Genomic DNA, 21,936 nt, shown 5'->3' with positions numbered 1-21,936 from the left:
GCCTTCTACTTGTCGAACGCCGGATCGATCGGCACGCGGTAGCCGTTGACCAGCCGGTTGGTCTCGTTGGCCATGCCGACCACGGCCATCAGCTCGGCGAACATCTCCGGCGTCATGCCGGCCTTGGCCGCGCCCGCATGATGGCTCGCGATGCAGTAGCCGCAGTTGTTGGTGACGCTCACCGCGAGGTAGACCATTTCCTTGACCACCGGATCGAGCGCGCCGGGCGCCATCACCTCCTTGAGGCTGCCCCAGGTGCGCTTGAGCGTGGCGGGATCGTTGGCGAGGTACTTCCAGAAGTTGTTGACGTCGGGCACGTTGCGCGAGGTCTTGATGTCGTCGAACACGGCCTTGACGTCGTCGGAGGCGGCGGCGTACTCGATGGGTTGTGGCTTCACTATTCAATCTCCTGGGACGAAGGCCGCATTGTGGAGCGGCCATCGCCATCAGTCAGGCACCGCCGGCTCCGGCCGCCGCCAGAGCCACGCGAGCACGACGGCCATCGAGCCGATGCCGAGGCCCGCGAGCCAGGCCTTGTGCGCGGTGAGCGCGATGACGACGGCGCAGAACGCCATCGCCGCGGTGGCGCTCCACTTGGCGCGGCGGCTCACTGTGCGCCCGTTCTCCCAGTTGCGCAGGATGGGGCCGAACAGCCGGTGCTCCAGTAGCCACCGATGCAGCCGCGGCGAGCTGCGCGCCGCGGCCCACGCGGCCATCAGCACGAACACCGTCGTCGGCATGCCCGGCACGATCACGCCGATGACGGCCAGCACCAGGCACAGCGCGGCAAAGGCCAGCAGCAGCCAGCGGGCGGCCAATGGCAACGGGCGCGGCACGGCGACGGCGGCATCCGCGGCGGGCGGGTTCTTTTCTTCGGCGGGGATCACGAGCCGATTGTCTTTCAGCGCACGACGCGCAGCGCCACCGGCCGTTGCAGTTGCCGACCAAGGCGTCTTGATAACAGGAATTCACAAATGAGATTCATTATCATCACGACCCTTCGCGGCGTTGTTTCGACGTCGCGATCCGGGCATCTCCTGTCGCCCGGCCATCGGCCCTCTCACAGCGCAACTTCCCCGTGATTTTTCCAACCTCTTCTTCTCCTCTTCCTTTCGCGCGTGCTTTTGCCGCCCTGCTGGCGCTGTCCCCTGTGACCGAACTGCTCGCGCAGCAGGCGCCGGATGCCGGCTCCGCCAACACGCTCAAGACGACCGAGATCCACGACCAGTCGGAGGGCGCGGCTTCCGGCTACGCAGGCCCGCGCGGCGGGACCGCGGCAACGCGCACCGAGACCCCGCTGATCGAGGTGCCGCAGGCGGTGCGGGTGGTGCCGCGCCAGTTGATCGAAGACCTGGGCGCGACGCGGCTGGGCGACACCATCGACTACGTCAGCGGCATCGCGCGGCTCAACGACTTCGGCGGCACCTGGGACAACTTCGCGATCCGGGGCTTCAGCAACACGGAAGGCGGCTCGCTGCTCAATGGCTTTCCCTCGGGCCGGGGCTATGGACCGCAGCGCGACGTGGCGAGCGTCGAACGCGTCGAATTCCTCAAGGGCCCGGCCGCGGCGCTCTACGGCAGCAGCGAGCCCGGCGGAACCATCAACATCGTGACCAAGAAGCCGCAATTCACCGCCGCGCACAACGTCGGCGTGGAGTTCGGCACGCTGGGCTTCCGTCGCACGACGCTGGACACCACCGGCCCGCTGGGCAGCAGCTTCGCCTACCGGCTCAATGCGGTGGCCGAGGACGGCGCCAGCCGCAGCAGCTTGATCGACAGCCGCAAGCAGGTACTGGCACCGGCGCTCACCTGGACTCCCGACAGCCGCACTGTGGTGCAGTACGAAGCCGAACTCGTGCGCATCCGCGCGCCGCTCGACCGCGGCCTGATCCAGATCAACGGCAATGTCGGCGTTCTTCCGCGCGACCGCTTCCTCGGCGAGCCCGACCGGGACAACATGCACATCGAGGGCGACACCCATCAACTGACGGTGGACCGCGAGCTGGGCCAGGGCTGGCGCGCCCGGGTCGGCACGTCCTACCGCGAGACCCGCTACTTCGGCGACGCGGTCGACCTCAACAGCACGCTGCGCGCCGACGCCCGCACCCTCAATCGACGGGACAGCTGGCGCAGCCTGCCGTCGCGCGACACGTCGGTGCAGGCCGAAGTCGAGGGCAAGTTCAGCACGGGCGGCATCGGCCACACGCTGCTGGCGGGCGTGGAGTCCTGGCGGCTCTTCATGGGTCAGTACGGCGAGTATTCGAGCGTGGCCAGGGCGCCGTATGCGATCGATATCTACCAGCCGCTCTACGGCCAGGCCCGCACGGCGCCGCTCTCGCCCCTGTTCAACACACGCGACGACCAGCGCGCCACCGGCGTCTTCGTGCAGGATCAGATCGACCTGTCGCCGCAATGGAAGCTGCTGGCCGGCGTGCGCTTCGACCGCTTCCACCAGGACTACGACGACCTGCTGGCACGCAAGTCCACCGCCCAGAGCCATTCGGCCACTTCGCCGCGCGTGGGCATCACGTATCTCGTGAGCGACCGGCTGTCCTTCTATGCCAGCGCCGGCAAGTCCTTCAAGCCCAATTCGGGCGGAGACGAGAACGGCAACGCGTTCGCGCCGCAATCGGGCCGCGCGCTGGAAGCCGGCGCCAAATGGCTGTCGGCCGACGAGCGGCTGACCGCCACGATGGCGGTGTTCGACATCCGCAAGAGCAACGTGCTCACCCGCAGCCCGACCAACGCCAACTTCAACGTGGCCGCCGGCCAGGCGCGCAGCCGCGGCATCGAGGCCGACGTTGCCGGCCAGCTGGACGCGCACTGGCGCCTCACCGGGAACCTGGCCTATACCGACACCGAAGTCACCCGCGACAACAACCCGGCGATGCTCGGGCGCAGGCTGGCCAACATTCCGCGCGTCAGCGGCGGCCTGTTCGCCATCCGCGAGGACAGGCTGTTCGACGGCCGCTACGGCATAGGCGGCGGCGTGGTGCATGTGGGCGAGCGCACCGGCAACGCCACCGACACCTACCGGCTGCCTGCCTACACCACCGTGCGCCTGACGGCCTACTGGCAGGTCAATCCGCGCGTTCGCGTCACCCTCGACGTCAACAACCTGTTCGACAAGACCTTCTACGTCGCCTCGTGGAACAACCTGACGGTGCTGCCCGGACTGGGCCGGCAAGTGGTGGCGGGCCTGCAGGCGAAGTTCTGACGGCCCGCCGCGACGGCACCGCAGCCCACAGCCTCACTCCACCGTCACGCTCTTCGCCAGGTTGCGCGGCTTGTCCACGTCGGTGCCCCGCGCACCCGCCGTGTGATACGCCAGCAGCTGCAGCGGCACCACGTGCAGGATCGGCGAGAGCGCGCCGTAGTGCTCGGGCATGCGGATCACGTGCAGCCCTTCGCTGCTGGTGATCTTCGTGTCGCCGTCGGCCAGCACGTAGAGCACCCCGCCGCGCGCGCGCACTTCCTGCAGGTTGCTCTTGAGCTTTTCGAGCAGCGCGTCGTTGGGCGCCACGGCCACCACGGGCATTTCGCTCGTGACCAGCGCGAGCGGGCCGTGCTTGAGTTCGCCGGCGGCGTAGGCCTCGGCGTGGATGTAGGTCACTTCCTTGAGCTTGAGCGCGCCTTCGAGCGCGATCGGATAGTGCAGCCCGCGGCCCAGAAACAGCGCGTGGTCCTTGCGCGCGAAGTCTTCGGCCCAGCCGATGATCTGCGGCTCCAGCGCCAGCACCGACTGCAGCGCGACGGGCAGGTGGCGCATCTCCTTCAGGTAGCGCGCCTCGTCGGCTTCGCTCAGGTGGCCCTTGCTTTGCGCGATGGCGAGCGTCAGCAGGAACAGGCCGGCGAGTTGCGTGGTGAAGGCCTTGGTCGACGCCACGCCGATTTCCACCCCGGCGCGCGTGATGTACGCCAGCTTGCACTCGCGCACCATCGCGCTGGTGGCGACGTTGCAGATGGTCAGCGTCTGCTCCATGCCCAGCGAGCGCGCATGCTTCAGCGCGGCCAGCGTGTCTGCGGTTTCGCCCGACTGGCTGATGGTGACGACCAGCGTCCTGGGGTCGGGCACGGAGTCGCGGTAGCGGTACTCGCTCGCGATCTCGACCTGCGTGGAGATCTTCGCGATGCTCTCGAGCCAGTACTTGGCGGTGCAGCCGCTGTAGTAGCTGGTGCCGCAGGCGAGGATGAGGATCTTGTCGATGTCCTGGAACACGCGGTGCGCGCTGGCTCCGGTGGCGCCGTCCTGCCCGATGCCGTCGAACAGCTCGGGCACGATGCCTTCCACGCCCTCGAGCGTGTCGCCGATGGCGCGCGGCTGCTCGAAGATTTCCTTCTGCATGTAGTGGCGGTAGGGGCCCAGTTCGGCCGCGCCGCTGTGGGCGAGCACGGTGCGCACCTGGCGCGTCACCGGCTTGTGGTTCCTGTCGACGATCCAGTACTTGCCCGGCTGCAAGTCGACCACGTCGCCTTCTTCCAGGTACACGATCTGGTCGGTCACGCCGGCCAGGGCCATCGCGTCGCTCGCGAGGAAGTTCTCCGCGCCGTCCTTGCCGGCGCCCAGGATCAGCGGCGAGCCTGCGCGCGCGCCGACCACGCGATGCGGCTCGTCGCGGCAGATCACGGCAATGGCGTAGGCGCCGTGCAGTTGCAGCACCGTGGCCTTGACGGCTTCGAACAGGTCGCCGTCGTAAAGGCTGTCGACCAGGTGGGCGATGACTTCGGTGTCGGTCTGGCTCTCGAACACATAGCCCTTGGCTTCGAGCGCGGCGCGCAGCGGCTCGTGGTTCTCGATGATGCCGTTGTGCACCAGCGCGATGCGGCCCGGGCGCGCGCCCTGCGCACCGGCGCCGGGGCCGTGGCTGAAGTGCGGATGGGCGTTGTGCACGACCGGCGCGCCGTGGGTGGCCCAGCGTGTGTGGGCGATGCCGGTGAGGCCTTCGACCTTGTCGTCGCGCACCTGCGCCACGAGGTCGGCCACGCGCGAGGTGGTGCGCGCCCGCGTCAGGCCGCCGGCATGCACCGCCACGCCGCACGAGTCATAGCCGCGGTACTCGAGCCGCTGAAGGCCCTGTACCAGGACCGGAACGATGTTGCGATGGGACGCTGCCCCGACGATGCCGCACATGGTGATCTGCCTTTGAATGAAGAAGAGGCTCGATGGTAGGAAGACATCCAAGAAATATGCATTCGAAATTCATCTGAATTTGGACTTTTATTTCTCTCTTTCGGCTATTTAAATATTTATTCCATAATTCGATTGAATATGGAATCAATCACCCTCGATTCAACCGACCTGCGCCTGCTCGACGCCCTGCAGCGCGACGCCTCGCAGACCAACCAGCGCCTGGCCGCCGACGTCGGCATCTCCCCGCCCACCTGCCTGCGGCGCGTGCAGCGGCTGCGAGAAGAAGGCCTCATCGAGCGCCAGGTCGCGCTGCTGTCGCCCGACCGGCTGGCCACGGTGCTGGGTCACGGCCTGCAGGCGGTGGTCGAGATTTCGCTCGACAGGCAGGACGCAGGCTCGCTCGACGCCTTCGAGGCGCGCGTGATCGCAGACGACGCGGTGCAGCAGTGCTGGCGCGTGTCGCCCGGCCCCGACTTTGTGCTGATCGTCGCGGCGCGCGACATGCCGGACTACGGCGCGCTCGCGCAGCGCCTGTTCACGGCCGATGCGAACGTGCGCAACGTCAAGGCTTTCTTCAGCCTCAAGCGCGCCAAGTTCGAGCCCCGGCTGCCGCTGTCGGCACCCGGGGCCTGAAGGCCGTCCTCAGGCCTTCGGCTTCTTCTGCGGACGCTTCCAGTTGGGAAAGCTGACCTGCTTGGCGCGCGAGACGGTCAGCGCCCCGGGCTCGGTCGACTTGTTGATGGTCGAGCCGCCGCCGATGGTGCCGCCCGCGCCCAGCGTGATGGGCGCCACCAGCACGCAGTTGCTGCCCACGTGCACGTCGTCGCCGATCACGGTGCGGTGCTTGTTGGCGCCGTCGTAGTTGGCCGTGATGGAACCCGCCCCGTAATTGACGCGCTCGCCCACGGTGGCGTCGCCCAGGTAGGCCAGGTGGTTGGCCTTGGCGCCCGCGGCCAGCGTGGAGTTCTTGACCTCGACGAAGTTGCCGATGTGCACCTCCGCGCCCAGTTGCGCGCCGGGCCGCAGCCGCGCGAACGGGCCGATGAGCGCGCCCGCGCCCACGCTCACGCCGGCCTTCTCGCCTTCGATGTGCGTGAACGGGTGGATCACCGCGCCGGCCTCGATGCGCGCATTGGCAATGACGCAGTTGGCACCGATGCGCACGCCCTCGCCCAGCGACACGGCACCCTCGAAGATGCAGTTGACGTCGATCTCCACGTCGCCGGCGCACTCGAGCGTGCCGCGCAGGTCGAAGCGCGCCGGGTCGGCCAGGCGCACGCCCTGCTCCATCAGCGCTTGGGCCTGGCGCAGCTGCCAGGCGCGCTCCAGCGCGGCGAGCTGGGCCGGGCTGTTGATGCCGGCCACCTGCAGCGCGTCGGTGGTGATGTGCGCGACAACGGGCACGCCGTCGGCGGCCGCGAGCTTCACGACGTCGGTCAGGTAGTACTCGCCCTGGGCGTTCCTGTTGTCCAGCCGCGCGAGCCAGCCCTTGAGCAGCCGTGCCGGCACGGCCATCACGCCGCTGTAGATCTCGCGCACCGCGCGCTGGGCCTCGGTGGCGTCCTTGTGCTCGACCACGGCGGTAACGTCGCCGGCGGCGGCCGAGCGGATCACACGGCCGTAGCCGGTGGGGTCGTCGAATTCGATGGTCAGCAGCGCCAGCTTGCCGCCCGCGCTGGCCGCCACCAGCGCGCGCAGCGTGTCTTCGCCGATGAGCGGCACGTCACCCGACAGCACGACCACCGTGCCGTCGTCGGGCAGCAGCGGCGCCGCCTGCAGCACCGCGTGGCCGGTGCCCAGCTGCGGCTCCTGGCGCACAAAGCGCAGCGTGGCGCCGGCAATGCCGCCGGCCATGGCCGCCTCGACCTCGGCGGCGCCGTGGCCCGTGACCACCACCACGTCGCGCGCGCCGATGCGCCCGGCGGTGCCCGTCACATGCGCCAGCAGTGCGCGGCCGGCCAATCGATGCAACACTTTGGGCAGCTTGCTCTTCATGCGCGTGCCCTTGCCGGCGGCCATGATGACGATGTCCACCGGTCCCGGCGTGTGTTGTTGCGGAGTCTGATTCATGCGTTTTTCTTCCCGATTTCGTTGCGCGGCAATGGCGCGGATTATCGGCGTGCTGCTCCTGGCCGCCGCGCTGGGGGCCTGCAGCGCGATCCGGCTGGCCTACAACAACCTGCCCACCGTGAGCTACTGGTGGCTGGACGGCTACCTCGATTTCGACAGCGAGCAGGCCCCGAAGGTGCGCGACGAACTCGCCCAGCTTCTGGACTGGCACCGGCAGAACGAGCTGCCGCGCATCGCCTCGCTGCTGCAGGAAGCACAGGCGCTGGCGCCCGGCGAGGTGACGCCGGCGCAGGTCTGCACCATGGCCGACCGCATCCGCGAGCGCCTGCTGGCCGTGACCGACCATGCGGAAACCGCCGGCGCCCAGCTCGCGCTGAGCCTGACGGCCGCCCAGCTGCAGCAGCTGGAACGCAAATACGCCAAGAACAACGCCACCTATCGCAAGGAATGGCTCGACCGCACGCCGGCCCAGGTGCAGGAAAAGCGCTACGACCAGTTCCTCGACCGCACCGAGGACTTCTACGGCCGCCTGAGCACCGAGCAGCGCGAGTTGCTCAGGCAGCAGGTCGCGCAGTCGGTGTTCGACCCGAAGCTGGCGGACGCCGAACGCCGCCAGCGCCAGCAGGAAGCGCTGGCGCTGCTGCGCGGCTTCGTCGCCGACAAGCCCACGCCGGCCGAGGCGCGCGCCGCGCTTCACGCCTACATCCAGCGCGTCGCCGAGCCGCCGCCCGGCCGCTGGCGCGACCAGCAGCAGGCGCTGCTGGAAGAAGGCTGCCGCAACACCGCCGCACTGCACAACGGCACGACCGCCAGCCAGCGCGCACAGGCGGTGCGCCGGCTGCAGGCCTACCAGGAGGATCTGCGCCAACTGGTGGCGGCGCGCTGAAGGCGCCGGGCGGCCCCTAGGGAGCGACCGGGTCCGCCACCGTCGGATCGCGCTGCGGTCCAGCCACGAGGCGTGCGTCGTGCAGCCGCCCGATGGCTGCGCCGCTCAGGCCCAGTACTTCATGCAGCACCTCGTCGGTATGGGTACCGAGCAGCGCGGCCGGCGACGTGGCTTCGCGTTCCATGCAAGTTGCACGCACCGCCGCACCCGCCGCGAGGTGGGCGCCGATGCCGGGGGTGTCGATGCGCTCGAACACCGGGTTGGCCAGGCTCGCGCGTGCATCTCCCGCCAGCGCTTCGCACACCGTGCCGTAGCGGCCCCAACAGACCTTGTACTGTTCGAGCGCCGCTTCCGCCGCCTGCTGCGTACGAGCGGCGAACCAGGGCTCGACCAGTTCCGCGATGGCGTCGCGCGCCTCGAAGCGCTGCGCCTCGTCTGCAAAGTCGAGGCCAAGACGTTGCTGCAGCGCGTCGACGGGTTCCGCGATGCCGCAGCACGCCACCAGCGCCTTCCATTGGCCGGCGGAGATTGCCGCCACCATGATGCGGCCGCCGTCCGCGGTTCCGAAGTCGCGCCCGAAGGCACCGTAGAGATGGTTGCCGATGGAAGGCCGCTCCTGCCCCAGCAGCTCCGCTTCGGCCAGCACGCCGAGGTGCGACAGCATGCCGAAGGCCATGTCCGAGAGTGCCAGCTTGAGTTCGGCGCCCTGCCCGCCGCGGCGCCGATGGTCGACCGCGGCAAGCACCGCGAAGGCCGCCTGGTACGCGCACGCGATGTCCCAGGCGGGCAGCACATGATTGACCGGATGCTCGCGCGAGCCGCCGCCCGTGACGGCGGGATAGCCGGTGGCGCAGTTCACCGTGTAGTCGACCGCCGTGCTGCCGTCGCCATTGCCCTGGATGGTGCAGCTGATCAGGTCGGGGCGCCGCGCGGCCAGCATCTCGTGGGCCAGCCAGGGCGTGCCGATGTTGGTCAGCAGCACGCCGGCATCCGGGCCCGGCGCGGTGGCCAGCGCCTGGATCAGCTCGCGGCCTTCCGGCCGGCGCAGATCGACCGCCACCGAGCGCTTGCCCTTGTTGAGCCCGGTCCAGTAGAGGCTGCGGCCCTGGCCACGCGGGTGCGGCATGCGGGGCATGCGCGCGTAGTCGATGCCGCCGCCGATCATGTCGACACGGATCACGTCGGCGCCGAACTGCGCGAGCGTCAGGCCCGCCAGCGGCGCAGCGATGAAGGCCGAACTCTCGATGACCCGGAGCCGGCCGAGAAAGGGATAGGTCATGCGCGCGGCTCCGGCTCAGGCGCGCTCGAACACCGCGGCCAGGCCCTGGCCGCCGCCGATGCACATGGTCTCCAGGCCATAGCGCACGCCGCGCCGTTGCATCTCGTGCAGCAGCGAGGTCATGATGCGCACGCCGGTCGCGCCCACCGGATGACCGAGCGAAATGCCCGAGCCGTTGACGTTGAATCGCTCCGGGTCGTTCCAGCCCCAGCCCTTGGCGCAGGCCAGAGCCTGGCAGGCGAAGGCCTCGTTCAGCTCGACCAGGCCCATGTCGTCGAAACCCAGGCCGTTGCGGCCGAACAGCTTCTTCACGGCGGGCACAGGCCCGATGCCCATGTGCGAAGGCTCGCAGCCTGCGGCGGCCCAGCTGTGCAGGTATCCGATCGGCGCGAGCCCGAGTTCCTCGAGCCGGTCCTCGGCCACGATCAGGCAGGCGGCGGCGGCGTCGTTCTGCTGGCAGGCGTTGCCCGCGGTGACGATGCCGTCCTTGACCAGCGGCTTGAGCCCGGCCAGTTGCTCCAGCGTCAGGTCGGCGCGGATGCCCTCGTCGCGGTCGACCACCAGCGCCTCGCCCTTGCGCTGCGGCACGCTCACCGGCACCACCTCGTCGGCGAACTTGCCCGAGGCCCATGCCGCCGCCGCGCGCCGATGGCTGCGCAGCGCAAAGGCGTCGGCCTCCTCGCGCGTGATGGCGTAGTCGCGCGCCAGGTTCTCGGCGGTTTCGATCATTCCGGAGATGCGGCCGAAGCGCGACTCGGGCTGCGAGCGCTCGCGCCCGCGTTCGAGCCGGTCGTGAAACTTGACCGTGCCCGCGCGCTTGCCCCATCGCATGTCGGTGGTGTAGTACTCGACATTGCTCATGCTCTCGACGCCGCCGGCCATCACCACGTCGGCGGCGCCGGTCTGCACCATCATCGCGGCGGTGGCGATGGCCTGCAGGCCGCTGCCGCAGCGGCGGTCGAGCTGCATGCCGGCCACCTCGACGGGAAAGCCAGCCTGAAGCGCCACCCAGCGGCCGGTGCACGGCACCTCGCCGTTGGCGTAGGAATGGGCGAAGACCACGTCTTCGATGCGCGCGGGGTCGAGCCCGGTGCGGGCGATCACGGCGCGCGCGACCGTGGCGCCGAGTTCTTCCACGGGCACGCCGCGCAGCGAACCGCCGAAGGCGCCGATGGGGGTGCGAAGGGGGGAGACGATGGCAGCGCGTTTCATGGTGTCACTCTTTCTCGGAATGCAGTGCGTTGGGAAAATCCGGCGCCTCCTTGGCAAGGAAGGCGCGCACGCCTTCCCTCGATTCGGCCGAAGTGAAGACGCGTTCGGACAGCGGCAGCGCGGCCGCTATTGCCGCGTCGCGCGGCATGTCGAAGCTGAAGCCGATGGCCTGCTTGCACAGCGCCAGTGCCAGCGGCGGCCGGCCGGCGAGCGTGGCGGCGAGCGCCAGCGCGGCCTCGAGCGCCGTGCCCTGCGGCACCACGCGGTCGACGAGGCCCCAGGCCAGCGCCGTGGCCGCGTCGACGGGTTCGCCGAGAAACATCATTTCCTTGGCCCGGCCCTGGCCCACGCGGCGGGTGACGCGCACCGGCCCGCCGCTGCCGGGAAACACCCCCAGCTTGATCTCGGGCAGCGCGAAGCGCGCGCGCTCGTCGCTCACGATGAGGTCGCAGCACACCGCGATCTCCAGCCCGCCGCCGAAGGCCAGGCCATTGACGGCCGCCACGGTGGGCTTGGGAAAGTCGTCGAGCCGGGCGAACACCGCCTGCTGCAACGCGAGCTTTTCCGGACCGATGCGCCCGGGCTGCATCAACGGCTGGAACTCGGCGATGTCCGAGCCTGCGCAGAAGGCGCGCGTGCCGGCACCGGTCAGGACCACGGCGCGCACGTCGGCGTCGAGCGCCAGGGCATCGAGCTCACTGCCCAACGCCTCGGTGAGGCCGCGGAACACGACGTTGAGCGGCGGGTTGTCCAGCGTCAGGACGGCCACGCCGCCCTGCATGCGGCAGCGCACCGGGCCGCACTCGATCTCAACCATAGCGCCCGCCCGTCACGTGAAGCACCTCGCCGGTGATGAAGCCGGCGCGCTCCGAAGCCAGGAAGGCCACCGCGTCCGCGATGTCGGCGGGCTTGCCCACGCGCTTGATCGGCTGCATGGCCACCGCGCGCTCCTTGATGGTTTCGTAGGTGGCCAGCGCCTGCACCATCTCGGTTTCCATGAAGCCCGGCGCAACGCAATTCACCGTGATGCCGTAGCGCCCCTCCTCGATGGCCAGCGCCTTGGCCATGCCGATCAGGCCGGCCTTCGCGGCCGAATAGTTGGCCTGCGTCGGATTGCCGAAATGCGCGCGCGAGCTGATGTTGATGACACGGCCCCAGCCCTGTTCGATGAAGCGCGGCATGACGGCCTTGCTGGCGAGGAAGGCACCCTTGAGCATCACCTCCATCACCAGGTCCCAGTCGTCCTCGCTCATCTTCACCAGGTAGCGGTCGCGCGGGAAGCCGGCGTTGTTGACCAGGATGTGCAAGCCGCCGAAGTGCGCGACGGCCTCGTCCACCAGGCCCTGCACCTCGGAGCCCTTGGTGATGTCGGCGACGACGCAATGCGCCTGCAGGCCGTCGTCGCGCAGCGCGGCGGCGGTGGCTTCGGCCTGCTCGCGCAGGATGTCGGTGATGACGACCTTCGCGCCCTCCTCGGCCAGGCGGCGCGCGGTGGCGGCGCCCAGGCCGCGCGCCGAGCCGGTGACGATGGCGACTTTGTCCTTGATCTGCAGGTCCATGCTTGTTTCTTTCCTTCGATGCTTGGGGGGTGTTGGTTCAGGCCAGGTCCACGCGGCCCGCGTTCAGCACCAGGGTGTTGCGCTCCAGTGCCGTGGTTCGCAGCGACACCAGGCAGCCGTCGCGCCAGAGTTCGGTGCGCAGCGTCTCGCCCGGCAGCACCGGCGCAGTGAAGCGCACGCGCATGCCGCGCACGGCCGAGGCGTCGTAGCCCAGCAGCATGCAGAGCACCGCGTGCAACGCGATGCCCATCGTGGCAAGGCCGTGCAGGATCGGCCTTGGAAAGCCGGCGGAGAGCGCGACGCCAGGGTCGGCGTGCAGGGGATTGAAGTCGCCGCTCAGGCGGTAGAGCAGCGCGGCTTGCGGCAAGGTCGGCAAGTCGCAGACGGCGTCGGGCGGCCGGGCCGGCATGGCGTGCGGCGCCGCCAACGGCGCGCCATGCGCTCCGCCGAAGCCGCCGTCGGCGCGCAGCATGCTGGTCTGGCTGACGCTGGCCAGCAACTCGCCGCTGGCTGCGTCCGTGACGCGGCGCTCCTGCAGCATCAGCGCGCCCTTGCCGGCGCCCTTGTCGTGCAGCGCGGCGACGCGGTTCGTGCCCAGCACGCGGCCTTCGGCCGGCAGCGGACGCTGCAGCACGAAGGCCTGCTCGGCATGCACGAGCTGGCGCCAGTTGATGCCGGTGTCGGGCTGGTCGGCCCAGAAGCCGCCGTAGCCGAGCACGTTGACCAGCGTGGGCAGCGCCCGAAGCCCGCCTTCGGCGCGTTCGTAGACATAGCGCAGCTGCCCGGCATCGAGCGGGTCGGCGCCCAGGCCGACGCCGAGCGCATAGAGCTGCGTGTCGCGCATGCCATAGGCATGCTCGACCGGTGCGAATTCGCGCGCGAGCAGGCGCTGCACATCGAGAGCCATGCGACGCTCCCGTCAACCCGGCACCGGGTCGGACGCGGACGAAAGCACGACCACGGCATCGGCGGCGAAGGCGCCCTGCCCCTGCGGCAAGGCCAGCACGGGGTTCAGGTCGATCGACTGCAGGCGCGGGCCGGCCTGGTGCGCGAACACAGAAAGGCGCGAGAGCATCGCGGCCAGCGCCTTCACGTCCGCCACCGGCTTGCCGCGCGCGCCCAGCAGCAGCGGCGCGCCCTGAATGCCGCGGATCATCTGCTCTGCCACGTCCTCGCCAAAGGGGCAGCGGCGCAGCACCACATCCTTCATCACCTCGACGAAGATGCCGCCCAGGCCGAACATGGCCACTGGGCCGAACACCGGGTCGCGCTGGATGCCCAGGATGCATTCGACACCGCCGCTCAGCTGCTTCGCGACCAGAACGCCTTCGATGCGCGCATCGGGCGTGGCCAGGGCGGCGCGTTCCATCAGCAGGGCGAAGCCCTCCCGCACGGCGCCTGCGTTCGCCACGTTCAGCAGCACGCCACCCATTTCAGACTTGTGCACGATGTCGGGCGACAGAATCTTCAGCACGACCGGAAAGCCGAGCGCTTCGGCCGCGGCCACCGCGTCCCGTGCGTTCGCGCAGGCCCGCTCCGGCGCCACGGCAATGCCGGCTTCGGCCAGCACACGCTTGGCCTCGGCTTCGCTTGGGGTGGCGCCCGGCAATGCCACCGCAGGCACCCGCGGGGGCTCCTGCGCGGGCCGGCGCGCGAAAGCCCGGCCGAAACGGCCCATGGCCTCGATGGCGACCACGGCGCGCGCCGGGTCCTCGAACACGGTGAAGCCGTCGGCCTCGTACTGCTGCACACGTTCCCTGGACGCCAGGATCGACAGCACGAAGAGCCGGTCCGGATGCTTGTCGCGCACGGCCTTGAGCTGCGCGCGCAGGCCATCGGCAATGGATTCGGCACCCACCGTGTAGGTGAAGAAGCCCAGCACCGAACGGTAGCCGCCCTCGGCCACCACAGCCTCGGCAAAGCGCCCGGCAATGCTCAGGTCGTTCATGAACTGCGCGGTGCAGTCCACGGGATTGCGCGGCGCGGCGAAGGGGATCAGCGCCTTCAGTTGACGCTGCGCGGCGGCGGGCATCTCGGGCATCGGCAGCCCCGCGAGTTCGGCCGCGTCGGACACGATCACGCCCGCGCCGCCGCTCACGGTGATCACGCCCAGCGAGTTGTCGGCCGGGTAGATGCGGCGCGTGGCCAGGCGAGCCACGTCGAGCATGTGCTCGGTGGAGCGCGCCCGCACCACGCCGAACTCGGCCAGCACGGCATCGGTCACCGCGTCGTTGCCCGCGATGGACGCGGTGTGCGACTGCGCCGCGGCGCTGCCCACGGCGCTGGTGCCGACCTTCATCATCACGACCGGCTTGCGGGCGAGCCGGGCCGCCTCGAGCGCCTCCAGCAGGCGCGCGCCGTCGCGGATGCCTTCCGAGTACACCGCGATCACGTCGGTGTCGCCGTCGTTCACGAAGGCCTGCACGAGGTCGCCCAGGCTGATGTCGCATTCATTGCCGCTCATGACGCAGGACGACACGCCGATGCCGAACTCGCGCGCAATGCCCAGGATGTGGCTGCCATAGGCGCCCGACTGGCTGGCGATGCCCACGCGCCCGGGCTTCGGAAAGCCCATTTCCACGACCGAGCTGAAGCTGCCGTAGAAGCCGATGCGCGGGTTGAGCACTCCCAGCGAATTGGGGCCGAGCAACCGAACGCCGTGGGCGCGCGCCGCCTCCACCATGCGCCGCTGCAGCCGCTCGCCGTCCTCGCCCATCTCGGCGAAGCCGGCCGAGAACACGATGGCCGCGGGCGTGCCGCGCGCACCGAGGTCGGCCACCACCTGTGGCGCGAGGTGCGCCGCCACGGCCACGATGGCCACGTCGGGCGTCTCGGGCAGTGCGGCCACGCTGGCGAAGGCGGGCAGGCCCTGTATCTGCGTGCGGTTCGGGTTCACCGGCATCAGCCGGCCCGAAAAGCCCTGCGACCGCATGTAGGCGATGGGCCTGCCCCCGATGCGCAACGCGTCGTCGGAGGCGCCGATCACGGCCACGGAACGGGGATTCAGCAGGCGGCCGAGCGCGAGATCGGCGTGCATGTCCGCAAGGGATCCGGGCATCTGGTCGGCGGCGCTCATTCGGCCTTGGCGCCCGAGGTCTTGACCACCTTCGACCAGCGTTCGATGTCGGCAGCGATGAGTTTGCCGAACTGCTCGGGCGTGTTTCCCGCGGGCTCGTAGCCCTGCGCGGCCAGGCGTTCCTTGAAATCGGCGCTGTCGAGTTCGTGACGGATTTCGGTGTTGAGCCTGGCGATCACGTCTTTGGGCGTGCCGGCCGGCGCCATCAGGCCGTTCCACACGGTCACCTCGAAGCCCGGCAAGCCGGCCTCGGCCACGGTGGGCACGTCCGGCAAGGCGGGCGAGCGCTTCGCGCCGGTCTGCGCAATGGCCTTGAGCTTGCCGCCCTTCACCTGGGGCATGGCCGAATACATCATGTCCATGACGACCTGCGAGTTGCCGGCGATCACGTCCATCATGGCCGGCGCGCTGCCGTTGAACGGGATATGCGTCATCTTGATGCCGGCCTGCGAATCGAAGTACTCGGTCGCCAGATGGGTCGATGAGCCGTTGCCCGCCGACGTGAAGTTCAGCTCGCCGGGCCTGGCCTTGGCGCGTGCGATCAGGTCCTTCACGCTGTTGATGCCGAGAGCGGGATTCACCATCAGCAGCGCCGGCCCGCTGGTGAGTTCGGTGATGGGCGCCAGGTCGGTGCGGATGTCGTAGCGCAGGTTCTTGTAGAGCGACGGGTGGATGGTGTGCCCCATGGTCACCAGGACCAGCGTGTAGCCGTCGGCCGGCGAGCGCGCCACCAGCTCGGCGCCCAGGTTGCCCGACGCGCCGGGCTTGTTCTCGACGATGAAGGGCTGGCCCATGCGTTCGCCCAGGCGCTGCGCGAGCAGGCGCGCCACGCTGTCGTTGGTACCGCCCGGCGGGTAGGGCACGACGATCTTCACGGACTTGCTGGGGTAAGCGCCCTGCGCCAGAACGGCGGGGGAAATGCCGGCGAGGGCCAGCCATGCGATGCAGCAGCCCACGGCGGCGCGGCGTGTGATGGTGTTCATTTGTCTTGTCTCCTGATGGCCGGTGTGCCGCTGACCGCTCAGCGCCACCGTGATGGAGACCGAATCGTAGGGACCACGCTATATTCAATCCAATACTTTTGATGGACTCTCCTATATACGGGGTGTATGGATGGACCTGAGACAACTGCGCCAATTCCTGGCACTCGCCGAAACCGGCAGCTTCAGCGTCGCGGCCGAACGGTTGCACATGGCGCAGCCGCCGCTGTCGGTGGCCATCCGCAAGCTGGAAGAAGAACTGGGCACGCTGCTCTTCGTGCGCAGCTCGCGCGGCGTGAAGCTCACGGCCGCGGGCGACGCGGCGTTGAAGGCGGCGCGCGAATGCCTCGATGCGGCCACGCACATCAAGGCCGCGGTGCAGCTCGCGGTAGCGGGCGAGTCGGGCAAGCTGGCCATCGGATTCAGCGGTTCGGTCACGCTGCGCCTGCTGCCACGGCTGGTGCAGGCGTTCCGGCTGCGCCACCCCGCGGTTCACCTCGACCTGAAGGAAGGCACGAATCTGGAGCTGCTCTCCCGCGTGGAGGCGGGCACGCTCGACCTCGGCTTCGTGCGCGTTCCCACCAACCGGCCGCCCGAGCTACGCTTTCAGATGGTCGAGGAAGACCGCTTCTGCCTGGCGCTGCCGCGCGGCCATGCGCTCGCGCGCAAGCCTGCCGTGGCCCTGGCGGCGCTGGAGGGGCAACCCTTCATCGGCTACGCCCCCTCGCCCGTCGGCGGGCTGCATGCGGCGGTAAGCCTGGTGTTCCAGCGCGCGGGCGTGGCGCCGCGCATCACGCAGGAGGCCATTCAAGTGCAGACGGCGCTGGGACTGGTGGCCAGCGGCCTGGGAATGGCCCTGGTGCCGGCTGCCAACACGCCTTACCAGCGGTCTCTGGGAGCGGTGTTCAGGCCGATCCTCGACCTGCCGGACGACGCGCGCATCGGCATTGCGCTGGCCTACCGGGCCAACACCGAAAACCCGGCGCTGAAGCGCTTTCTGGAAATCACCGTCGAGAAGAACGAAGGAATGGCGACGCCTGTCGCCGGACCCGCGGGTACCGCCGCTAGATCAGCGGCGTAGGCCGCATCGGCCGCTCGAAGTAGTCGCCCAGCGTCTCCAGCGCATGCGGCTCCATGATGCGCAGCCAGCCGGTGTCGATCTTGTAGAACCCGAGCCGCTGCAGCCGCCGCATCGTCTTGTTGGTGTGCACCAGCGAAAGCCCAAGCGCGTCGGCGATGTGCTGCTGGTTGAACGGAAACTCGACCCAGCCGTCGCGCACCATGCCCACGCGCTCGGCGCGGCGGTACAGGTGCATCAGCAGCATCGCCACGCGCTCGCCGGCGTTGCGCCGGCCGGTGGTGACGAGGTTGTCGTCCACCATCTTTTCCTCGCGCGCGGCGAGCCAGGTGATGTCGTAGCCGAGCTTGGGCTGGGCGTGGAACAGGCCCCAGAGCCGGTCGCGCGAGAAGGCGCAAAGCGTGACGTCGGTGACGGCCTCGACGCCGTGCGTCTGTCCATCGGCGAACTCGTCCTGCAGGCCGATGAAGTCGCCGGGCAGGAGAAAGCTCAGGATCTGCCGCCGGCCATCGCTCAGCGTCTTGTAGCGAAAGGCCCAGCCCGAATAGAGAGTGAAGAGCTGCGAACTGGGCCGATGCTCCTCGATGATCGAGCTTCCGGCCTCCACGCGCCGGGCCCCGACCCGGAACGACTGGATGGTCTTGAGTTCTTCGTCGGTGGCAGGAAGGAAGGCGTCGAGCTGGCGCAACGCGCACTGGTCGCACGGATTGACGCCTTGAGGCGGCGCTGCGGCGGCGGGGTAGTCCTCGAATTTCACGCTTAACTATAGGCCGTCCGGCTGTGTCTTTTGACATTTCAGGGTGTCTTTTGCGTCACTAGACTGCGCAGCGCCCTCCCTTGACAAGACGCATGACGCAAGACCAGACGCTTTACGAAATCCTTTACTGCAGCACCCTCGTGCAGGACCTGTCACCCCGAACGGTGGGCGCGATCGTCAGCCAGGCGCGTGGGCGCAACGCCGAGCATGGCATCACGGGACTGCTGGTTTTCGACGGCTTGCGGTTCTGCCAGCACCTGGAAGGGCCGCGCGAGGAGGTTCAGGCGCTGATGCAGCGGATCGAACGCGACCCGCGCCATGTCGATGTACGCATCGCCTATGAAGGCGCACTGAGCAACCGGCGCTACACCGGTTTCGGGCTGGGCCTGGCGGAAAGCGAGGGGCCGCACCTGATGTCGGGCGTGCACGCACTGGAAGGCGAAACCGCCCTGCTGCATTTCCTGGCGCTGCGGCCCAGCTTCGACATCAACGGCTGAGGAACGCCCAAGCAAAGAAAAAGGCGGCCGAAGCCGCCTCTCTCGAGCGCAGGGTTGGCGGAGGGTCAGGCGTTGTCCCAGCTGTAGGTCGCGCCGTAGCCGTCCCACGCTTCCATGACGATGCGCTGGCCCGCCGCCACCGTGAGCGATTCCCCGGGTGCGAGCACCAGATCTTCGCTGGGATTGGCGAGCGTGGCGTCGGGGGTGACCCACACGCGGCCCTGCTTGACCCGCAGCACGCTGGTCGAACGCGCCTTCAGGCTCATCGCCTCGCCGGGGGCGATCTGCCAGGCGCCGCGGCGCACGGCTGGCGGCACTGCAGCAGTGGCGGTGCGGGCGGGAACGGACAGGGACGAGAGCGATTCGGTGGTGCAGACGGCGGTGGACATGATGAGGACTCCTGGGCTTGCCGAAGCGCTTGACAGACAGAAGGCAATTGCGCAGTTCGGGAATGAATGATCGTTTCTGGCCCGTTGGCAGTCCAATGAAAAGGAGGTAGCCTACTGATGCCTGTTTCGCATCAATGCATCCGGCCGCCGGATTGCCGCCCGAAGTCATACCCATGCAACATTCGCAAACCCATTTGCGCTCCCGCCCGATCTCGGCCGGGCATCTGCGCGCCTTCGAGGCCGTCGCCCGCCACCTGAATTTCCGCGCCGCCGCCGAGGAAATGGCGCTCACCCAGTCGGCCGTCAGCCGGCAGATCCAGTCGCTGGAAGAAGAAGTGGGCGTGGCGCTGTTCCTGCGCCACACGCGGGCGGTGGAGCTCACCAGCGCCGGCGCGCAGCTGCTGCTGGCGGTGCAGCAGTCGCTGCCGCGCATCGACACGGCGGTGCGACAGATCAGGCAGAGCGCGGGGCGCAAGAGCGTGTCGCTGACCACCTTCGCCTCATTTGCGTCGATGTGGCTGATTCCCCGGCTGGAAGCCTTCCAGCGCGACAACCCCGAGATCGACATCCGCATCGACGCCAGCGACGTGGCGGTCGACCTCGAAGTGGCCGACGTCGACATCGCGCTGCGCTACGGCCCGCGCGAGGTCATGCCGGCCGGCGCGGTGCGCCTGTTCGGCGAAACGCTGACGCCGGTGGCCAGCCCCTGGCTGCTGAAGAGCAGCCCGCCCATCAAGACGCCGGCCGACATCACCCGCTTCACGCTGATCGAGGCCGGCGACGCCCACCGCACCCACCTCGAGTGGCTGACCTGGCGCCGCTGGTTCGAGGTGAACGGCCAGGAACGCGCGCAACCCAAGCGCTGGCTCTATTTCAACTACGCCTACCAGATGGTGCAGGCCGCCCTCACGGGCCAGGGCGTGACGCTGGCGCGCAGCTCGCTGATTGCCGAGAGCCTGGCCAACGGCGACCTGGTCGAGGTGCTGCCGCAGCACCGCATGGACTCGCCGATGGCCTACTGGCTCATCGCCGGCCCGCGCAACGCGCTGCGGCCCGAGATCAAGGCCTTTTGGGACTGGCTGCAGACGCAGGCCATCACCACGCGCGAGACCATCGGCGAGGTGCCCGACCCGGACACGGTGGACAACCTCGACTGAGCCGGGGGCTCAGCTGGTCGGCCAGACCACGCCGTTGTCGTTCAGGATGGCGTCCAGCGGCAGGTCGTGCGCCTCGGGCTCGAAGTCGTCCAGGAAGCCGTGGGTGAAGCCCAGCCCCACCGTGAACGGCCGCGGCTCCAGCGCCGCCAGCGTGCGGTCGTAGAAGCCCCCGCCGTAGCCCAGCCGGTACCCGCCCGCGCTGTAGCCCACGCAGGGCACGAACAGCAGCGTCGGCACGATCAGCTCGGTGTCCTTGGGCTTGGGGATGCCGTAGGCGTCTTCTTCCATCTGGCAGCCCGGATACCAGGCATGGAAGGTCAGGGTCTTGTGAACTTTGTCGATCACCGGCAGTCCGATGCGGCGGCGCTGCGGCTCTTCCATGAGCTCGCCGTCCTCCTTCCAGCGGTGCAGAGCGGGCAGCGGATCGAACTCGCCCTTGATCGGCCAGTAGGCGCCGATCACGGTGTCGGGCCGGCCGACCAGCCAGATCCGCATCACGCGCTGCAGGAGATCGGCGCGCGCCAGGCGGTCGGGCATTGCCAGTCGCTGCTCGATCAGTGCTTTTCGCAGCTGATCCTTAAGAAAACTCGCGGTCGCCGAGGTGTCGGCATCCTTTGACTTGTCCATAATCCCCCGATGCAGTTCCCAAGCATTTTGGCATCCAAGCGCCGCCGCCCGCGCGGCGCAACTCCCGCACTCGTCTTTTCTGCTGTCCTGGCGCTCGCCGCGTTGCTCTCCCAGCAACCCGCCGCGGCCCAGAACAACACCAACGACGACGTGCTCATCCAGATGAAGCAGGCCTTCCAGCGCGGCGACAAGGCCCGCCTGTCGGCCCTGCTGCCGCAGGCCCGCGGGCATGCACTGGAACCTTGGGCCGCCTACTGGGAACTCAAGGCGCGCCTGCAGGAAGCCTCGCCCACCGAGGTGCAGGACTTCTTCGCGCGCTATGCCGGCACCTACCAGGAAGACCGCCTGCGCAACGACTGGCTGCTGCTCACCGGCCAGCGCCGCGACTGGGACAACTTCTCCGCCGCCATCGCCGGCTTCCGCATGGGCGACGACGCGCAGGTGCGCTGCTACGCCACGCTGGTCGACACGCTGCGCAGCGGCACCGCCACGCAGGCGCAGGCCGACGAGGTGCGCCGCAACTGGTTCGCGCAGAAAGACGCCGACGACGGCTGCCTCACCGCGGCCGACCGCATGGTCGCCGCCCGCCTCATGACGCCGGCCGACGCCTGGAAGAAGGCGCGCCTGGCCATGGAGGCCAACCGCCCGCAGGCCGCGCGCGGCGCGGTCACCATCGCCGCGCCCGACGCGCTGCCGCTGTTCGAGGAGGTGAACGCCAGCGCCGCCAAGTTCCTGGCCGGGCGCGCCTTCGTGGCCGCCAAGTCGCGCAAGGAGCTGGTGGTGCTCGCACTCATCAAGGTGGCCATCGCCGATCCCGACATGGCCGCATCGCAGCTCGACGGCAAATGGGGCCCGATGCTCTCGGCCGAGGAGCGCAACTGGCTCTGGGGCACCATCGGCCGCCAGGCAGCGAACAAGCTGTCGCCGCAGGCCGGCACCTACTTCGCCAACGTCACCAAGAACAGCGACCTCTCGGACGACATGCTCGGCTGGCGCGTGCGCGCCGCCTTGCGTGCCGGCCAATGGAAAGAGGTGGCGCCCGCCATCAACGCCATGAGCGAAACCGCCCAGCTCGACCCCACCTGGGTCTACTGGAAGGCCCGCGCGCTGGCCAACAGCGGCAGCGAAGAGCGCCGCGCCCAGGCCCGCGAGCTCTACCAGAGCATTGCCGGCTCGCGCGGCTTCTACGAAATGCTGGCGCTCGAGGAGCTGGGCCAGCGCACCGTGGTGCCCACCCG

20 protein-coding genes and 1 pseudogene are annotated in these 21,936 nt (G+C 69.1%); 7 read left to right on the top strand and 14 right to left on the bottom strand.

Annotated elements, in window-relative coordinates; translation table 11 throughout:
- Positions 1–5: 5 nt before the first annotated feature.
- The gene (locus AC1RVW_RS11800; protein WP_081268437.1) at positions 6–398 is read right to left on the bottom strand and encodes a carboxymuconolactone decarboxylase family protein; all 393 of its coding nucleotides are present in this window, start codon (positions 396–398) and stop codon (positions 6–8) included.
- Between the two features lie 48 nt (positions 399–446).
- The gene (locus tag AC1RVW_RS11795; protein ID WP_234382081.1) at positions 447–887 is read right to left on the bottom strand and encodes a YbaN family protein; all 441 of its coding nucleotides are present in this window, start codon (positions 885–887) and stop codon (positions 447–449) included.
- A gap of 191 nt (positions 888–1,078) precedes the next feature.
- Between AC1RVW_RS11795 and AC1RVW_RS11790 the strand changes: the two genes are divergently transcribed.
- Positions 1,079–3,217, top strand: a complete 2,139-nt coding sequence (locus AC1RVW_RS11790) for a TonB-dependent siderophore receptor (protein WP_493200046.1) — start codon at positions 1,079–1,081, stop codon at positions 3,215–3,217.
- A 33-nt stretch (positions 3,218–3,250) separates the two neighbouring features.
- Here AC1RVW_RS11790 and glmS read toward each other — a convergent pair whose 3' ends face one another.
- Positions 3,251–5,131, bottom strand: coding sequence for a glutamine--fructose-6-phosphate transaminase (isomerizing) (glmS, locus tag AC1RVW_RS11785; RefSeq protein WP_081268439.1), 1,881 nt, complete (start codon positions 5,129–5,131; stop codon positions 3,251–3,253).
- 138 nt (positions 5,132–5,269) lie between these two features.
- Here glmS and AC1RVW_RS11780 point away from each other — a divergent pair, with 138 nt between their 5' ends.
- Complete coding sequence (locus AC1RVW_RS11780) at positions 5,270–5,764, top strand: Lrp/AsnC family transcriptional regulator (RefSeq protein WP_081268440.1); 495 nt, start codon at positions 5,270–5,272, stop codon at positions 5,762–5,764.
- A gap of 9 nt (positions 5,765–5,773) precedes the next feature.
- Here the strand turns inward: AC1RVW_RS11780 and glmU are convergent, their stop codons facing one another.
- Entirely contained in the window at positions 5,774–7,201 is a 1,428-nt protein-coding gene (glmU, locus tag AC1RVW_RS11775) for a bifunctional UDP-N-acetylglucosamine diphosphorylase/glucosamine-1-phosphate N-acetyltransferase GlmU (protein WP_493200043.1), read from the bottom strand.
- 31 nt (positions 7,202–7,232) lie between these two features.
- On the opposite strand from glmU, the gene AC1RVW_RS11770 reads away from it, so the two are divergent.
- Entirely contained in the window at positions 7,233–8,087 is an 855-nt protein-coding gene (locus tag AC1RVW_RS11770; RefSeq protein WP_199851853.1) for a DUF6279 family lipoprotein, read from the top strand.
- 16 nt (positions 8,088–8,103) lie between these two features.
- On the opposite strand, the gene AC1RVW_RS11765 is transcribed toward AC1RVW_RS11770, so the two are convergent.
- The 7 genes from AC1RVW_RS11765 to AC1RVW_RS11735 are packed head-to-tail and all read right to left on the bottom strand — an operon-like array spanning position 8,104 to position 16,196.
- Positions 8,104–9,366, bottom strand: a complete 1,263-nt coding sequence (locus tag AC1RVW_RS11765; RefSeq protein ID WP_106935648.1) for a CoA transferase — start codon at positions 9,364–9,366, stop codon at positions 8,104–8,106.
- 15 nt (positions 9,367–9,381) lie between these two features.
- On the bottom strand, positions 9,382–10,578 hold the full coding sequence (locus tag AC1RVW_RS11760) for an acetyl-CoA C-acetyltransferase (protein ID WP_493200040.1): 1,197 nt from the start codon (positions 10,576–10,578) through the stop codon (positions 9,382–9,384).
- A 4-nt stretch (positions 10,579–10,582) separates the two neighbouring features.
- Positions 10,583–11,395 carry an enoyl-CoA hydratase/isomerase family protein gene (locus AC1RVW_RS11755; protein WP_493200038.1) on the bottom strand — a complete coding sequence of 271 codons (813 nt, stop codon included), beginning with the start codon at positions 11,393–11,395 and terminating at the stop codon, positions 10,583–10,585.
- Positions 11,388–12,137, bottom strand: coding sequence for an SDR family NAD(P)-dependent oxidoreductase (locus AC1RVW_RS11750; protein ID WP_493200036.1), 750 nt, complete (start codon positions 12,135–12,137; stop codon positions 11,388–11,390). Before AC1RVW_RS11750 ends, AC1RVW_RS11755 begins: the two co-directional genes overlap by 8 nt.
- 37 nt (positions 12,138–12,174) lie before the next feature.
- Positions 12,175–13,044 (bottom strand): MaoC/PaaZ C-terminal domain-containing protein, encoded by an 870-nt coding sequence (locus AC1RVW_RS11745; protein WP_493200034.1) that lies wholly within the window; start codon positions 13,042–13,044, stop codon positions 12,175–12,177.
- 12 nt (positions 13,045–13,056) lie between these two features.
- Positions 13,057–15,213: an acetate--CoA ligase family protein gene (locus AC1RVW_RS11740; protein WP_493200032.1), complete on the bottom strand. Its 2,157-nt coding sequence runs from the start codon at positions 15,211–15,213 to the stop codon at positions 13,057–13,059.
- Positions 15,210–16,196 carry a tripartite tricarboxylate transporter substrate binding protein gene (locus tag AC1RVW_RS11735; RefSeq protein WP_081265678.1) on the bottom strand — a complete coding sequence of 329 codons (987 nt, stop codon included), beginning with the start codon at positions 16,194–16,196 and terminating at the stop codon, positions 15,210–15,212. Before AC1RVW_RS11735 ends, AC1RVW_RS11740 begins: the two co-directional genes overlap by 4 nt.
- A gap of 130 nt (positions 16,197–16,326) precedes the next feature.
- On the opposite strand from AC1RVW_RS11735, the gene AC1RVW_RS11730 reads away from it, so the two are divergent.
- Entirely contained in the window at positions 16,327–17,274 is a 948-nt protein-coding gene (locus tag AC1RVW_RS11730) for a LysR family transcriptional regulator (protein ID WP_081265677.1), read from the top strand.
- Here AC1RVW_RS11730 and AC1RVW_RS11725 read toward each other — a convergent pair.
- A complete protein-coding gene (locus tag AC1RVW_RS11725) occupies positions 17,258–18,028 on the bottom strand; it encodes a Crp/Fnr family transcriptional regulator (protein ID WP_172839755.1) in 771 nt (256 codons plus the stop codon). The two genes, AC1RVW_RS11730 and AC1RVW_RS11725, sit on opposite strands and share 17 nt — an antisense overlap.
- 92 nt (positions 18,029–18,120) lie before the next feature.
- On the opposite strand from AC1RVW_RS11725, the gene AC1RVW_RS11720 reads away from it, so the two are divergent.
- Entirely contained in the window at positions 18,121–18,525 is a 405-nt protein-coding gene (locus tag AC1RVW_RS11720; protein ID WP_106935653.1) for a BLUF domain-containing protein, read from the top strand.
- A 65-nt stretch (positions 18,526–18,590) separates the two neighbouring features.
- Here the strand turns inward: AC1RVW_RS11720 and AC1RVW_RS11715 are convergent, their stop codons facing one another.
- Positions 18,591–18,914, bottom strand: a complete 324-nt coding sequence (locus AC1RVW_RS11715; protein ID WP_106935654.1) for a DUF2917 domain-containing protein — start codon at positions 18,912–18,914, stop codon at positions 18,591–18,593.
- Between the two features lie 173 nt (positions 18,915–19,087).
- Between AC1RVW_RS11715 and AC1RVW_RS11710 the strand changes: the two genes are divergently transcribed.
- Complete coding sequence (locus tag AC1RVW_RS11710; RefSeq protein WP_081265673.1) at positions 19,088–20,071, top strand: LysR substrate-binding domain-containing protein; 984 nt, start codon at positions 19,088–19,090, stop codon at positions 20,069–20,071.
- 9 nt (positions 20,072–20,080) lie between these two features.
- Here the strand turns inward: AC1RVW_RS11710 and AC1RVW_RS11705 are convergent, their stop codons facing one another.
- On the bottom strand, positions 20,081–20,698 hold the full coding sequence (locus AC1RVW_RS11705) for a 5-formyltetrahydrofolate cyclo-ligase (RefSeq protein ID WP_081265672.1): 618 nt from the start codon (positions 20,696–20,698) through the stop codon (positions 20,081–20,083).
- 102 nt (positions 20,699–20,800) lie between these two features.
- Here AC1RVW_RS11705 and AC1RVW_RS11700 point away from each other — a divergent pair.
- Positions 20,801–21,936 (top strand): annotated as a pseudogene (locus tag AC1RVW_RS11700) (lytic transglycosylase domain-containing protein); the annotation flags it as partial.

This window comes from Variovorax sp. MPBD4-3 (assembly GCF_058809745.1).
The sequence above is the reverse complement of the archived record's forward strand: the minus strand, read 5'-3'. Positions and strand labels throughout refer to the sequence as shown.

What these genes read in the sequence shown, in the direction of transcription:
- AC1RVW_RS11750 (WP_493200036.1), bottom strand. Translation starts at nt 12,137, where the DNA reads ATGGACCTGCAGATCAAGGACAAAGTCGCCATCGTCACCGGCTCGGCG.
- AC1RVW_RS11705 (WP_081265672.1), bottom strand. Translation starts at nt 20,698, where the DNA reads ATGGACAAGTCAAAGGATGCCGACACCTCGGCGACCGCGAGTTTTCTT.
- AC1RVW_RS11740 (WP_493200032.1), bottom strand. Translation starts at nt 15,213, where the DNA reads ATGAGCGCCGCCGACCAGATGCCCGGATCCCTTGCGGACATGCACGCC.
- AC1RVW_RS11730 (WP_081265677.1), top strand. Translation starts at nt 16,327, where the DNA reads ATGGACCTGAGACAACTGCGCCAATTCCTGGCACTCGCCGAAACCGGC.
- AC1RVW_RS11715 (WP_106935654.1), bottom strand. Translation starts at nt 18,914, where the DNA reads ATGTCCACCGCCGTCTGCACCACCGAATCGCTCTCGTCCCTGTCCGTT.
- AC1RVW_RS11755 (WP_493200038.1), bottom strand. Translation starts at nt 11,395, where the DNA reads ATGGTTGAGATCGAGTGCGGCCCGGTGCGCTGCCGCATGCAGGGCGGC.
- AC1RVW_RS11735 (WP_081265678.1), bottom strand. Translation starts at nt 16,196, where the DNA reads ATGAACACCATCACACGCCGCGCCGCCGTGGGCTGCTGCATCGCATGG.
- glmU (WP_493200043.1), bottom strand. Translation starts at nt 7,201, where the DNA reads ATGAATCAGACTCCGCAACAACACACGCCGGGACCGGTGGACATCGTC.
- glmS (WP_081268439.1), bottom strand. Translation starts at nt 5,131, where the DNA reads ATGTGCGGCATCGTCGGGGCAGCGTCCCATCGCAACATCGTTCCGGTC.
- AC1RVW_RS11745 (WP_493200034.1), bottom strand. Translation starts at nt 13,044, where the DNA reads ATGGCTCTCGATGTGCAGCGCCTGCTCGCGCGCGAATTCGCACCGGTC.
- AC1RVW_RS11760 (WP_493200040.1), bottom strand. Translation starts at nt 10,578, where the DNA reads ATGAAACGCGCTGCCATCGTCTCCCCCCTTCGCACCCCCATCGGCGCC.
- AC1RVW_RS11710 (WP_081265673.1), top strand. Translation starts at nt 19,088, where the DNA reads ATGCAACATTCGCAAACCCATTTGCGCTCCCGCCCGATCTCGGCCGGG.
- AC1RVW_RS11765 (WP_106935648.1), bottom strand. Translation starts at nt 9,366, where the DNA reads ATGACCTATCCCTTTCTCGGCCGGCTCCGGGTCATCGAGAGTTCGGCC.
- AC1RVW_RS11780 (WP_081268440.1), top strand. Translation starts at nt 5,270, where the DNA reads ATGGAATCAATCACCCTCGATTCAACCGACCTGCGCCTGCTCGACGCC.
- AC1RVW_RS11720 (WP_106935653.1), top strand. Translation starts at nt 18,121, where the DNA reads ATGACGCAAGACCAGACGCTTTACGAAATCCTTTACTGCAGCACCCTC.
- AC1RVW_RS11770 (WP_199851853.1), top strand. Translation starts at nt 7,233, where the DNA reads ATGGCGCGGATTATCGGCGTGCTGCTCCTGGCCGCCGCGCTGGGGGCC.